Origin of the sequence: Nocardia altamirensis NBRC 108246, assembly GCF_001612685.1 — a bacterium.
Taxonomy (GTDB): Bacteria; Actinomycetota; Actinomycetes; order Mycobacteriales; family Mycobacteriaceae; genus Nocardia; species Nocardia altamirensis.
Map to the genome: position 1 here is coordinate 52752 of NZ_BDAY01000003.1, position 14163 is coordinate 66914.

Below are 14163 nucleotides of genomic sequence, written 5' to 3' on the forward strand. Positions count from 1 at the left end.
AAGGTAGGGAAACACAGTGACAACCACTCGGCCTACGCGCCCGTTCCGGCGATTCCACGACGATCCGACCGATCTGGAAGCCGCGTACTTTCGCTGGACCACCTCCGACCCGCCCGCGTCGGCGATCACCGAGCGGGTCGAGCACATCGTCCGCACCCACCTGGAACTCGGCTCGGTCCGGCGCAGCGGCACGGCGCTGAGCCGGGTGTATCGCGCGAACGGCGAGGACGGGCTCGGGCCGACGGTTCAGATCGTGAACGACGACATGCCACTGCTGGTCGATTCGGTCACCGAGGCGCTGCGGCAACTCGGCGCGACCGTGACCGAGGTGGCGCATCCGATCTTCGATGTCACCCGCGACGGCGGCGGTCGGCTGCGGGCGATAGCTGCTCGGCGTGCCGACGGCGCGGCGACCAACGATGCGGGCGCTGAGCCGTGGTTCGCGGAGTCCTGGATTCATGTCCAGCTCGGCGCGGCCGACGACGAGCAGCTGGTCGAACGGATCGAACGGGAACTGCCCAGGGTGCTCGCCGAGCTGCGGCAGGTGACCGACGACACCCCGGCGATGATGGCCACCCTGCGGTCGCTGGCCGATCCGCTCGACCCGGAGTACGCGGCCCTGCTCGCCTGGTTGGCCGACGGCAACTTCACTGTTCTCGGCTATCACGGATACCGTTTCCGTGCAGGCGCTTCGGTGGTAATCCCCGAGGTGCGGCCGGCGGACGGCACCGGTCTTGGTGTCCTGCGCGAGCCCGGCGGCGACGATGCCGAGCTCTCGATGTTCCGGCTCGACGGACCACCGGTGCGGATCGCCAACGGTTCGGTCGATTCCACGCTTCCCGGATCGCGCGAGGTCTATCTGATCGGTGTCGCCGACTACGGCCCCGCCGCGGCGGGCCCCGATGGTGAGCCGGAGCGACCGATCGTGGGGGAGCACGTGTTTCTCGGCACCTTCACGGTGACCGGGCTGCACGAGAACGTGCTCGATATTCCGGTCATTTCCCGGCGAGTGCGCCAGGTGATCGACTGGGCGGGTTATGAGCTGAATTCCTTTTCCGGTCAGGCACTGTTGGAAATCCTGCAGTCCTACCCGCGCGCCGAATTGTTCACCGCCGATGCGCGTCGCCTTTTCGACACCGTCTCCGCGGTAACGAATCTCGGCGCCCGTCGGCAGGTTCGCCTGTTTCTGCGGCCCGGTGCGCGTGGCACTACCCTCTACTGCCTGGTCTACTTGCCGCGCGACCGCTATTCGAGCGAGGTGCGGCGGCGGATCCAGGACATCCTGCAGGCGGAGTTCGATGGTCAGCGCGTCGTCTATTCGGCGCGGGTCACCGAATCCGATTTGGCGATCGCGTATTTCACGGTACATCGGATGGTCGCGGGGCCGAGGGCCGACATCTCCGACGCGAACCGGCAGCGGGTCCAGGAGCTGATCTTCGCCGCGACCAGAACGTGGGTGGATCGCTTCGTCGCGGTGGCCGCCGCGACCGTCGAGCCCGCCGTGTTGCAGGACTACGCCGCCGCGTATCCCGCTGCCTATCAACAGGATCACGATCCGGCGCGGGCACTCGCCGATCTGCGCCGACTCGACCGGCTCGGTGACGACGACATCGACACCTATCTGTACCGGCAACCCGACGCACCGGCAGGGGAGTGGCGATTCGCCCTGTATGTCGCGGGCACGGGGATCTCGCTGAGCCGGGTGATGCCGATGCTGCAGAGTCTCGGCGTCGAGGTGATCGATGAGCGACCCTATGCCGTCGCACTGCGGGGCGGAACACCGCGGTGGATCTACGATTTCGGCCTGCGGGTGCCGCAAGGACCCGCGCGCACCACGCTGGACAGACCATCGTCCGCCGATCAGGCCGGTGCCGACGAGCTCGCCGACAGCATTGTGCACCAGCGCATTTCGGCGGCCGTCGGCGCTATGTGGCAGGACTGGGTCGAGATCGACGGTCTCAACGAGCTGGTGCTGCGGGCCGGCCTGGCCTGGCGGCCGATCGCGGTGCTGCGTGCCTACGCGCAATACTTGCAGCAAGCCGGTTTCGCCTACTCGTTCGGCAACATCACCAGGGTGCTGCTCGCCTACCCGAGGCTGGCGCGGATGTTCACCGAATTGTTCGATGCCCGTTTCGATCCCGACGGTGACACGGCTGCCGCCGCCGACCGGGCTGCGATGATCGCGGCCAGGCTGCGCGCCGAGATCGATGCGGTGGTCGGGTTGGACGCCGACCGGATCCTGCGGGCGCTGCTCGGACTGATCACCGCAACCTTGCGCACCAACTACTACCGCCGCGACGCGGCCGGAAATCCGCTGGAGTACCTGTCGTTCAAGCTCGACCCCGCCGCGATCGCCGAATTGCCCAAGCCGAGGCCACGATTCGAGATCTTCGTGTGCTCGCCCCGGGTGGCAGGCGTGCACCTGCGCTTCGGTTCGGTGGCGCGCGGCGGGCTGCGCTGGTCGGACCGGTTGGAGGACTTCCGCACCGAGGTCTTGGGTCTGGTCAAGGCGCAGGCGGTCAAGAACGCGGTGATCGTGCCGGTCGGCGCGAAGGGCGGCTTCGTGGTCAAGCAGCCGCCGGCGCCGACCGGTGATCCGGCCGCGGACCGGGAGGCCGCACAGGCCGAGGGAATTGCCTGCTACCGCACCTTCATTCGCGGTCTGCTCGACCTCACCGACAACATCGAGTACGGCACGGGCGCGGTGCTCGCGCCGGACCGGGTGGTGCGCCACGACGGCGACGACACCTATCTCGTCGTCGCCGCCGACAAGGGCACGGCCAGCTTCTCCGATATCGCCAACGAAGTCGCCGGGGAGTATGGTTTCTGGCTCGGCGACGCCTTTGCCTCCGGCGGTTCGGTGGGCTACGACCACAAGGCGATGGGCATCACCGCCAAGGGAGCATGGGAGAGCGTGCGGCGGCATTTCGCCGAACAGGATCTCGACGTCGCGACCCAGGATTTCACCGTCGTCGGTGTCGGCGACATGTCCGGCGATGTCTTCGGCAACGGGATGCTGTTGTCCGAACACATTCGCCTGCTCGCCGCCTTCGACCATCGGCACATCTTCTTGGATCCGAATCCTGATGCGGCGCAGTCATTCCTGGAACGCACCCGGATGTTCGCGCTGCCCCGTTCGTCGTGGGCCGACTACGACACCGCGCTGATCAGCGCGGGCGGTGGCGTGTACGACCGGTCCGCCAAGGCGATTCCGGTCACCCCTGAAGTCCGTGCCGCGCTCGGCCTCGGTGCGGCGGTGACCTCGCTCGCCCCGCCCGAGATGATCAAGGCGATCCTCCTCGCACCGGCCGACCTGCTCTGGAACGGCGGGATCGGCACCTACATCAAGTCGGGCGCAGAAACGCATGCCGACGTCGGAGACAAGTCCAACGACGCGGTGCGGGTCGACGCGAACCGGGTGCGGGTCAAGGCGATCGGCGAGGGCGGCAACCTGGGGATCACCGAGCTCGGCCGGATCGAGTTCTGCGCGTCGGGCGGGAAATGCAACACCGACGCGGTGGACAACTCGGCGGGCGTCGACTGCTCTGATCACGAGGTCAACATCAAGGTCGTGCTCGACGCCGCGGTCTCGTGCGGCGAGCTCGCCGCCGAAGAGCGGGACGCGCTGCTCGGCGAGATGACCGAGGAGGTCGCCGAACTCGTGCTGCGCGACAACATCTCGCAGAACATCGTGCTCGGGGTGGCGCGGGCCAACGCCGCGCCCATGGTCGGCGTGTACGGCAGGCTGATCGCCGAGCTGGAGACCCGCCGCGGCCTGGACCGGGAGCTGGAGGCGCTGCCCTCGGACGTGGAATTGGCGCAGCGCGCGACGCGCGGTCACGGGCTCACCTCGCCGGAACTGTCGACGCTGCTCGCGCACGTCAAACTCACCCTCAAGGCCGACCTGCTGGCCGGCGAGCTGCTCGACAGCCCGGCCTTCGCCGGCAGGCTGCTCTCGTATTTCCCGACGCCGCTGCGGCAACGCTTCCGCGCCACGATCGGCAAGCATCCGCTGCGCCGCGAGATCATCGCGACCATGGTGATCAACGACATGGTCGACAACGGCGGCATCACCTACGCCTTCCGCCTCGCCGAAGAGGTGGGGGCGAGCACCGATGACGCGGTGCGCGCCTTCGTGACCGCGTCCGAGATCTTCGACCTGCACTCGCTGTGGCATCGCATTCGCACGGGCCCCATGCCGACCTCGGTGCGTGACGAACTCGAGCTGGAGGCCAAGCGCACGCTCGACCGCGCTTCGCGCTGGCTGCTGGCGAATCGGCCGCAGCCCATCGCGATCGGCGCGGACATCGCGCGCTATCGGGCCGGTGTCCGCGAGCTGTCGGGCAAGGTGCCGTCGTGGTCGGCGCCCATCGCGCTCGACATGGTCCGGCGCTCGCACAGCGTCGTCGAGGGCGGTGCGCCGCGTGAGCTGGCCGAAGAGGTCTTCCTGCTGATCTATCGGTACCCGCTGCTCGACGTGCTCGATCTCGCCGACCTGGCCGACCGCGACCAAGGCGAGGTGATGGTCCTCTATTACGCACTCGACGAGCATCTGGCGATCGAGCCGTTGCTCACCGCGGTCAGCGATCTCGAGCGGGTCGATCGCTGGCAGACGCTGGCCAGGCTCGCCCTGCGGGACGATCTGTACAGCTCGTTGCGCGCGCTGACGCTCGACGTGCTGGCGGTGTCGGACGCGAAGGAGAGCGCGGCGGAGAAGATCGCGTACTGGGAGTCGACCAATCGGGCCAGGCTCGCGCGCGCCCGCGCGTCACTGGAGCAGATCGTCTCGGTGGGCACGCACGATCTCGCGACGCTCTCGGTCGCGGCACGGCAGGTGCGCGGCATGGCGAGCGGTGGCGAAGCCACGGTGGCCGCCGCGATGGTGGACTAGGACCGATACGGCGGCGGGTCAGCCTGCCGCCGTTGGGGTTCCGCACGCGCCGCAGAACTTCGCGGTGGCGGTCAATTCCGCGTCGCAAGTGCGGCACCGTGGTGTTGCGCTGGCAGCGACTGGCGTGCCGCAGTGCATGCAGAACCGGGCGCCTGCCGGATTCGGGGTCCGGCAACCGGCGCAGATTGTCTGCGCCGCAACGGGTAACGCAGGCGCTGGCGTGTTGTTGTTCCCGGTGTGCTGCTGAATCGCGTTGATGCCCAAGGCTGCACCGAGGAACCCGCCCTCGCCGCCGGTGCCGCCCCGTGCGAAGCCCTCGCTCGCGCCCAGTGCGAGCTCGCCCGCCGCGTAGCGCTGGAAATCACCGGCCAGCCGGATGTAGGTGGTGTCCTTTGCCAGTCGTTTGAGCCGCTCGGCGTCTTCCGGGGCGAGCGTGATGTCGAAGTTGCCGAGCCGTGGGATACGCAGGCCGTACTCGTACAGGGCGATATTCGTCTGCCGCAGCACCGCGGACTCGATCGGCTCCAGCTCACCGGCGAGGCCGAGCACCGGCCAGTCGCCGCGGGAAATACCCTGGGTGACCGCCACCTTCATCGATTTGAGGAGCAGGTCCGCTGACCAGTTCTCCACCACCGCCGGGGCGGCGAGATCGGTCGTGCCGACCAGGGCGGTGATGAGTTCGGCGGGGTCGCGCACCGACAGCGCGAACTCGCCGAAGACGCGCAGCGTCACCACCTGCTGACTGACCGGATCGGTGATGTCGGCCAGTCGCCCACCGAATTTGATGCCGGTGGTCTCCCTGGTGGTCACGAAGTACAGCTCGGCGCGATAGAAGTTGCCGCCGGTCAGCCCGTCCACCAGCGCGCCGAGCACCGGAAGTTCGTTCGCGTCGACCCGGTGTCTGCCCGGTCCCATGGTGGCGACCACGTGTCCCGACTTGACGAACAGCGCGATCTCGTCGGCGTTGACCATGGCGCGGGAGTAGCGGCGGATGTTCACATCCGGCCACTTGTAGACCAGCTGGTTCTTGTTGCCGTCCGGGACGGCGATGAACTCTCGATCGAACCAAGCCATAGCAGCTCCATCTGCGCAGATACCCGTTGAGCGTACCGATATTGGGCGGCTCGCTCAACCGAGGTCACCCCCTGGCCAGGAAGTTCCGTCATCCCACGCCTGGAAGACACCGTATTGAACGTACCGTCAAGTGACGGTACATTAAGTGTCGATATGATCGTCGTCACCGGAGAGGGCATCCCATGACCACCACTCGACCACCCGCGGAACCGTCCGCGCCCGCCTACGGGTTAAACGCCGAAGACGAGGGGTATCACAAGGCGCTACGCCCGCGTCAGCTGCAGATGATCGCGATCGGTGGTGCGATCGGCACCGGGTTGTTCCTCGGTGCGGGCGGTCGGCTCGCGAACGCCGGGCCGGGCCTGTTCCTGGTGTACGCGGTCTGTGGCATCTTCGTGTTCTTCGTCTTGCGCGCGCTCGGCGAATTGGTCCTGCATCGCCCGTCTTCGGGTTCGTTCGTCTCCTATGCGCGCGAGTTCTACGGCGAAAAGCTCGCGTTCTCCGTCGGCTGGATCTATTTCTTTCACTGGTGCATGACCGGCATTGTCGACATCACCGCCATTGCCACCTATATGCACTACTGGCACGCCTTCGAAGTATTACCACAGTGGCTCATCGCCCTGGTGGCCCTCGCCTTGGTGGTCGGCCTGAATCTGATCTCGGTGCGCTGGTTCGGTGAATTGGAATTCTGGGCGGCCCTGATCAAGGTCGCCGCGTTGATCACCTTCCTCATCGTCGGCACCATCTTCCTAGGCGGACGGTTCAGCCTCGACGGGCATACGACCGGATTCAGCGTGATCTCCGAGAACGGCGGGTTGCTGCCCGCAGGCCTGCTGCCGCTGGTGCTCGTCACCACCGGTGTCGTCTTCGCTTATGCCGGAGTCGAATTGGTGGGCACCGCGGCCGGTGAGGCGGAGAACTGCGAGAAGATCATGCCGCGCGCGATCAACTCGGTCATCGCCCGGATCGCGTTGTTCTACGTCGGCTCGCTTGTGCTGCTCGCTCTGCTGCTGCCGTACACGGCCTTCAAGTCGGGGGAGAGCCCGTTCGTGACGTTCTTCTCCAAACTCGGCATCGACAATGCCGGATCGGTGATGAACCTCGTCGTGCTCACCGCCGCGTTCTCCAGTCTGAACGCTGGCCTGTATTCCACCGGCCGGATCCTGCGCTCGATGTCGGTCAACGGCAGTGCCCCCGGTGTGGCATCGCGGATGTCCAGCGGCGGTGTGCCTTACGTCGGCATCCTGTTGACCGGTGTCATCGCGCTGTTCGGCGTCGGGCTCAACGCGCTGGTGCCCGAGCAGGCGTTCGAGATCGTGCTGAACATGACCGCGCTCGGCACGGTCGCGGCCTGGGCGGTGATCATCCTCTGTCAGTTGAAGCTGTGGCAGCGGTCGAAGGCCGGGTTGATGGAGCGGCCGAAATTCCGGTTGTTCGGTGCTCCCTATACGGGTCTGGCCACGCTGGTGTTCCTGGCCGCTGTGGTCGTGCTGATGGCGACCAGCAGTGACCCCGTGCAGCGTGGCGCGGTGTTCGCCGTGCTGTTCGGCGCGGCTCCCGCGCTGGTCATCGGCTGGTTCCTCGCGCGGAAGCGAGTGCTGAACATCGCAACGCTGCGCGAGGGCTACACGGGACAGTTCCCGGTCGTCGCCGAGCGGCCCGAGCGAAAGGACAATCCCGTCGTCGTCCTCGTCGACGAATCCGACGACGAGACCCGCTGACCGATCCAACGTGGCCGCCCCGGATTCGGGGCGGCCACGCTTTACTGTCCGGACGATTTTCGCGCGCGCACCACCGCGAGGACGCCGCCGCCGACCGCCACCGCGCCGGCGAGGGCGAGCAGCCACCACCCGTAACCCGTCAGCAGCGCAATGACAATCACGGCCGTTGCGCCGACCGCGGTGAGCAGCGCAGGTGTCGAAATCGGATCCCGGGGCGCCATGGCGTGCGCGGTCGGCGTCTGGCCGGGCAGATCGGCGAAGAGCGCGGCCAATTCGGCCTTGGTGGTGACCGCGGCCGCGCGCGTGCTGCGTTCGTCGAACTCGACCAAGCTCAAGCGGCCTGCGACGAGATGGGCGGACAGTTCCCGCAATGCGCGCTCGCGCGCATCGGCGGTAATCCTGGCTCCTGGCAATTCCACCATTACGGAAGAATATTCGCCCGCCGTAAGAGCCCGAAATCCTGGCTTTCCAGGAATGGGGAATAGGCCTGTCGCGCAGCCGAACTCCCAATGGTGGGGAGATCCTATGCTCAATCGCAGGTGCGCAGAGAACGAGGAGTAGCGTGACCAGTGCAAGGGGAATCTACAGTTCGCTCACCGAACGGTGGGACTGGCAACTGCATGGGTCTTGCCGTGGTCTTGATTCATCGGTGTTCTTCTCGCCGGATGGCGAGCGCGGTTGGTCGAGGCACGCGCGGGTGCGCCGGGCCAAGTCCATCTGCGGTGTGTGCCCGGTCCGCGACGAGTGCCGCAGGTTTGCGCTGTCGGCTCGCGAGCCGTATGGGATCTGGGGCGGGATGTCGGAGGACGAGCGACGGCGCTATTGGGACCGGAACCGGCGCAGGACGGCGCCCGGCCGCGCCGCGCCGACTTCATAGCTTTGTTTGGCGATCCATAGTTAGATGTGCCGCTATTTAGTGGTACAGTACTCTTCAGTAGAGCAGGTTGATGCAATGCGTCCCGCCCTGCTTAGGTAGATCTGGCGACGGATCTACCGATGTGTGCCCGTGCCTCCTCCATCGATACTTTGATCTCGACGAGGAGGCAGAGGGGTTTGCCATGGGAAACGTGACACTGTGGATGCAGATGTCGCTCGACGGCTTTGCGGAAGGGCCCGACGAGGGAATCCACTGGCCAGTGGTCGACGAAGAGTTGTGTGGGTCGTTCTTGGATGAGTTGCGGTCCGCGGACCTGTTCTTGTACGGGCGCAGGACCTACGAGATCATGGCGGCCTTCTGGCCGACGGCGGATGCCGATCCCGCCATTTCGCCGTTCTACGTCGAATTCGCGCGGTGTTGGAAGTCGACGCCGAAGCTCGTCTTCTCCCGCACGTTGCGCACCGCGGGTTGGAATACCCGGGTAGTCGGCACGTCGCTGGTCGAGGAGATCACCGCACTGCGGGAGCGGAGCGACCGCAACATGGTGCTGTTCGGCGGCGCCGAGACGGCGTCGACCTTCATGAAGCACCATCTGATCGACGAGTACCGGCTGTTCGTGCATCCGCTGCTGCTCGGTGGCGGCGTTCCGCTGTTCCCGGCCTCCGTCGACACGTCGGGCCTGCAGCTGGTGGACATCGCGACCTTCGACAGCGCGGTCGTCCAGATGCACTACCAGCAGACTCCGGTGTCCGCCCGATGCATGCCGGCGGTCGCGTCCTAGCACGTCATGCGGCGGCGGACGCCTGCTGTCGGCTGGTGTATACCCCCCCGAACGACTTTCGTTGCCCGTTTTGTTGTGCTACGTCACAGTCGGCGGATACCCTGCATATGCAGGAGCATATGCACGTGCACGAGAGCCTGCCGAGAGGGAACGCTGATGCTGGAACTCGCTGGTACCGCACGACCGCGCGAGATGCCATTGGTCGAACAGCGAGCGGCGGCCCGACCTGATCACTTATCGACAGCGTCGAGTGGTTTCGTCGGACGCGCTGCGGAGCTGGACCAGATTGCGCGGTTGCTGCTCGGCCCGGCCCGGCTGATCACGCTGATCGGTTCGGGCGGTATCGGCAAGACCAGGCTCGCTGCCGAAGCGCTCGGCGACTTCCAGCGCAATCATCGGGTCGTCGTGCACTGGGCGCGCTTGGCGCGCCTGCCGGGAGGCGCCGCAGCCTGCGTGATCGCGGCGGAGGTCACCAGGGCGGTGCTCGGCTCCGAGGCCGAGGGGTGGGAGGCCACGGTGGAGGCGCTGAGCGCCGCGCGTGGCGAACGGCGAATCCTGTTGATGATGGACAACTGCGAGCATGTGATCGATGGCGCGGGCCGGGTCATCGCTGACCTCCTCGACACGGTGCCTGGTCTCACGATCGTCGCGACGAGTCGCGAACCGATCGAATGGGTCGACGAGCAGCTGCTGAGCGTGCCGCCGTTGACTCGGCAGGAGGCCATCGATTTGTTCTGTGAGCGTGCGGAATTCGCGGGTTGCCGGGTCGGCGAACGCGATCAGCTCGCCACGGTGGCGCAGATCTGCGTCCGGGTGCACAACCACCCGTTGTTCGTCCGCCTGGCGGCCGCGCGGCTGTTGCGGCAGCCGTTGGCGGTGGTGCTGCGCGAGCTGAGCGGCACCGACTCCGATCGGCGGATGGACTGGTCACACGGGCCCCGGGTCGGCGCCGAAGCGCGGCACCAGCGGCTTCGCGACGTGATCGGCTGGTCTTATGAGCTGTGTGCGGTGCCGGAACGGCTACTCCTCGAACGGATGTCGGTCTTCGCGGCCGATCTCGACCTGAATCCCGCCGAGGAATCCGACGGCCGCCGCGTCGGCCGCGGCGCCGATCTGGATGCCATCCTTTCGATCTGTGTCGACGAGGAGCACGGGTCCGGCGACGGCGCGGTACGACTTGCGCGCGACGAGATCGAAGGACTGCTCACGCGTCTCGTCGATCGGTCGCTGGTCTCCCGGCGGATCACCAAAACCAGCGTGCGGTACTACCTGGTGGAAAGCGTCCGGTTGTTCGCGCGGCGCGCGCTGTGCGAGCGGGCGGACGGCGGGCCGGATGAGTTGGCGCGGTTGACGAAACGGCATCGCCGGTACTACCGCGACATCGTGATCCGGGTGCGGGCCGATTGGGGCGGCCCCGCGGAGCGCGTGGCGCGGGACGACTGGATGCGTCCGGCGTGGAACAACATCGTTGCGGCGCTCGAACTCAGCGGTGCGGACACCGGCGAGCGCGCGGTCGCGGTCGACCTCGTCGCGGCAATGTTCCCGCTGCCCTTGGTCTTCCTCGGCGATTCGGTGGCCGAGCTGCGGGACCGGATCGAGCGGGTGCTCGCGATCGGCGACGCGACGCCGCCACGACCGGACCGGCCCGATATCCCGGCCAGGGCGATGGTCGCCTGGCTTGCGCTGTGCCAGGGCCACATCCAGATCGCGGCACCCTTGCTCGACGAGTGCTTCGCGGCATGCGGGCTTGCCACGGCCGAATGGCGGCGTAGTCCCGAAACCGACGCCGGACTGCCCGCTCCCGCCGAATTCGCCTGGGGCATAGAGCTTGTGTTCGCGCGTCGAGACGCCCGTGCGGCGATCGTCTTCGCCAGGGCGCGGGACAAGTACCGGCGCGACGGCGATCGAGCAGGCGTGGTGGCGAGTGAACTGTCCAGGCGGCTGGCGGCCGGTCTGCTCGGGTCCGCCGAACCGGGCCAGGAGCAGGCGGATTGCGGACCCGACCACGAGGGCGTGCGCGAGGGGATGGCCGTCGCCGATCTGATCGCCGCTGGCGCACTGACCCGGCATCGAGATTCCGTGCGCGCGTTGACACTCGAGCGGCAGGCGTTGCAGCGACTGGTGGCGACCGGCGATCGCTGGGGCGCGCTGTGGGCGGTGCAATCGCGGGTGTGGTCGCTGGCGCGCAAGGTGGAGAGCTCGGCGCGCACGGTGGGCAGCGGCAAGCGCGATGTGGTCGAGGTGGCCATCGAAGCCGCCCGGCTCATCGGTGGAGCCAATACGCTGCGCGCGCGGCTCGGCATCGACATCGCGGGCCTCGGCCCCTACGCCGATCGGCACCACAGCGCGATCGAGATACTGGCCGATTTCCTTGGGCACGAGGCATATACCCGAGCCGAGCAACAGGGCGCGCTGCTCGGTGCGGAGTCCGACGAACTACCGCGATTCGCGCTCGGCACCTTGGCGATCGACGACCTGCCGCCGGAACATCCCACCCGCCAGCATGTTCCGTCGTATTGGGACGATTTGACGCTCGCGGAGGAACAGGTCGCGGTGCTGGCAGCGGCGGGCTGGACGAATACCGCGATCGCAACGCGGCGCGGAAGTTCGTTCAAAACCGTCAACGCCCAGATGGTTTCGGTATTTCAGAAGCTGAATATCACCTCGCGCGGCGAGATTATCGGATTGGTGCCCGACGACAAGGTCGATCAGGTGCGCGCCGAATCGGTGCAGCGACCACGTCGCCGGGCGCGAGCGCAGCGCGTGTCGTGACGCCATGGCCGTCGTCGGCGCACCAGCAATCCCGCCGCTGGGAACAGCGGTAGCCTTTCCCGGCCGATACGATTTTCGGAGTCACTCGAAATACCTTGGGCGACATAAGATTCGAGATCGAGAGGCAACACGTATGGCGGAGGAAACGCACTCGGTCGACGACAACGCGCACGCCGATATTCCGCTCGGTCAGCCGACCGCCGCGCGCATGTACGACGAAGCGCTCGGTGGAAAGGATCATTTCGAGGTCGACCGCGCGGCGAATGCGCGGCTGTACCGGCTGATCGGTGAATCCCAGGTGCGTTCGACGGCCATGGAGAACCGGCGCTTTCTGGGGCGGGTGGTGGAGTACCTGTCGAAGGAACGTGGTATCCGTCAATTTCTGGATGTCGGCTCCGGCTTGCCGACCGTGCGCAATACGCACGAGATCGCGCTGGAAGCCGACCCCGATGCCAGAGTCGTCTACGCCGACATCGATCCGATTGTGGCCGCGCACGGTCAAGCATTGCTCCGCAGCGGCACAACCCGGGTGATCACCGCGGATATGCGAGATCCCGCCTCGATACTCGGCCATCCGACCACGCTGGAGATGATCGACTTCGACGAGCCGGTCGCGGTGCTGTTCATCGCGGTATTTCATTTCGTGACCGCCGCGGACGACCCGGCCGGGATCGTGGCGGCCTTCCGCGATATGCAGGCGCCAGGATCGTGTATCGCCCTCTCCCATCTCACCACCGACGGCATGTCCAGCGAGGAGCAGAAGGGGTGGCACGCCGGGTTCGCCGGCGCGACGGTGCCGTTGGTGCTGCGCGATCAGGGTGCGATCCGGAGCCTGTTCGAGGGGTACGACCTGGTGGAGCCCGGGCTGGTCCGGCCGTGGCAATGGCGGCCCGGCGCACTCGATTCGCCAAGGACCGCGTCCCTTTTCGGTGCGGTCGGCGTCAAGCAACCGAGCGTGTAAGCGTAATGGCACGGCGGGTACGCCGATATCGTTGGCGCAACGGTCCGAGCACTCCGCGCGGCGCTCGGCCTGGTGTGAGTGGACGAAGGGACAATGACGTGACCGAAATCCCGGACATTCCGGTGATCGGGATGGCCAGTGGCGGGCCAACCATATTACGGATGGTGCTCGGTGCACGCCTGCGACGATTGCGCGAAGCCAGCGGTGTGAGCAGAGAGGACGCGGGAGAGGCCATCCGGGCGTCCGAGTCGAAAATCAGCAGGCTCGAGCTCGGTCGGGTGCCTTTCCGGGAACGTGATCTGGAGGATCTGCTCACCCTCTACCGTTTCACCGATCGCGGTGAGCGCGAAGAATTCTTGGCGTTGGCCAGGCAGGCGAACGCCTCGGGGTGGTGGCAGCGCGACAGCGATTGGCTGCCGCGCTGGCTGGGTACTTTCGTCGGGCTCGAACAGGCCGCCCAATTGATTCGCGGCTTCGAGCCGCGATTTGTCCCTGGGCTCTTGCAGACTCCGGAGTACGCGCGCGCGGTGCTGCGGTTTCTGCACCCCGATGAGCCGGACGAGATGATCGAGCGCAGGGCTACGTTGCGCCTACGCAGGCAAGAGATTCTCGATCGGCGGCAGCCGCCTTCGCTGTGGTACGTCGTTACGGAGTCGGCATTGCGATTCCCCTTCGGCGACACCGAGACCTGGCAGGCACAACTGGAATGCCTCGCGGATGCGGTGGCGGAATCGAATGTCACGATCCAGATATTGCCGGACGACGCGGGTGGGGCCGCCATTGCCGGTGGACCGTTCACGGTTTTGCGTTTCGTGGAGCCGGAGGTGACGGATGTCGTCTTCGTGCCGCAGCTGACCAACGGTGCGTTGCTGGACAAGCGCGCGGATCTCGACGCGTATCTCGCGGTGGCGAGCCGGTTGTCGGTGGCGGCCGCCTCGCATGAGCAGACCCCGCTGATGCTGTCGGACTACCTGGCCAAGGACTGACGTCGGCCCAATCGCCTGCTGTGCTGCTCGTTGTCCTGTCCGCGCGGCCTGACTCGGTAGCTCGATCGGTAGCAACGTAGTTCAGGCGGCTTACCGGCTG

9 protein-coding genes are annotated in these 14163 nt (G+C 66.7%); 7 read left to right on the forward strand and 2 right to left on the reverse strand.

Translation table 11 applies throughout. From position 1 onward, the window contains the following. Positions 1 to 16: 16 nt before the first annotated feature. A complete protein-coding gene (locus tag NA11_RS00730) occupies positions 17 to 4891 on the forward strand; it encodes an NAD-glutamate dehydrogenase (protein ID WP_069159735.1) in 4875 nt (1624 codons plus the stop codon). Positions 4892 to 4909: 18 nt separating this feature from the next. On the opposite strand, the gene NA11_RS00735 is transcribed toward NA11_RS00730, so the two are convergent. Further along, on the reverse strand, positions 4910 to 5965 hold the full coding sequence (locus NA11_RS00735) for an SPFH domain-containing protein (RefSeq protein ID WP_069159736.1): 1056 nt from the start codon (positions 5963 to 5965) through the stop codon (positions 4910 to 4912). Positions 5966 to 6147: 182 nt separating this feature from the next. On the opposite strand from NA11_RS00735, the gene NA11_RS00740 reads away from it, so the two are divergent. Continuing rightward, positions 6148 to 7686 (forward strand): amino acid permease, encoded by a 1539-nt coding sequence (locus NA11_RS00740; protein WP_069159737.1) that lies wholly within the window; start codon positions 6148 to 6150, stop codon positions 7684 to 7686. Between the two features lie 41 nt (positions 7687 to 7727). Here the strand turns inward: NA11_RS00740 and NA11_RS00745 are convergent, their stop codons facing one another. Further along, positions 7728 to 8108, reverse strand: a complete 381-nt coding sequence (locus NA11_RS00745; RefSeq protein ID WP_069159738.1) for a DUF1707 SHOCT-like domain-containing protein — start codon at positions 8106 to 8108, stop codon at positions 7728 to 7730. A gap of 140 nt (positions 8109 to 8248) precedes the next feature. On the opposite strand from NA11_RS00745, the gene NA11_RS43670 reads away from it, so the two are divergent. The 5 genes from NA11_RS43670 to NA11_RS00765 all read left to right on the forward strand — a co-directional run bounded on the left by NA11_RS43670 (position 8249) and on the right by NA11_RS00765 (position 14063). Beyond that, positions 8249 to 8563 (forward strand): WhiB family transcriptional regulator, encoded by a 315-nt coding sequence (locus NA11_RS43670; protein ID WP_084653854.1) that lies wholly within the window; start codon positions 8249 to 8251, stop codon positions 8561 to 8563. Between the two features lie 181 nt (positions 8564 to 8744). Continuing rightward, positions 8745 to 9344 (forward strand): dihydrofolate reductase family protein, encoded by a 600-nt coding sequence (locus NA11_RS00750; RefSeq protein WP_069159739.1) that lies wholly within the window; start codon positions 8745 to 8747, stop codon positions 9342 to 9344. A 156-nt stretch (positions 9345 to 9500) separates the two neighbouring features. Beyond that, on the forward strand, positions 9501 to 12116 hold the full coding sequence (locus tag NA11_RS00755; RefSeq protein ID WP_069159740.1) for a helix-turn-helix transcriptional regulator: 2616 nt from the start codon (positions 9501 to 9503) through the stop codon (positions 12114 to 12116). Between the two features lie 133 nt (positions 12117 to 12249). Beyond that, positions 12250 to 13077 carry an SAM-dependent methyltransferase gene (locus NA11_RS00760; RefSeq protein ID WP_069159741.1) on the forward strand — a complete coding sequence of 276 codons (828 nt, stop codon included), beginning with the start codon at positions 12250 to 12252 and terminating at the stop codon, positions 13075 to 13077. A 98-nt stretch (positions 13078 to 13175) separates the two neighbouring features. Beyond that, on the forward strand, positions 13176 to 14063 hold the full coding sequence (locus NA11_RS00765) for a helix-turn-helix domain-containing protein (protein ID WP_369691106.1): 888 nt from the start codon (positions 13176 to 13178) through the stop codon (positions 14061 to 14063). Positions 14064 to 14163: the final 100 nt, after the last annotated feature.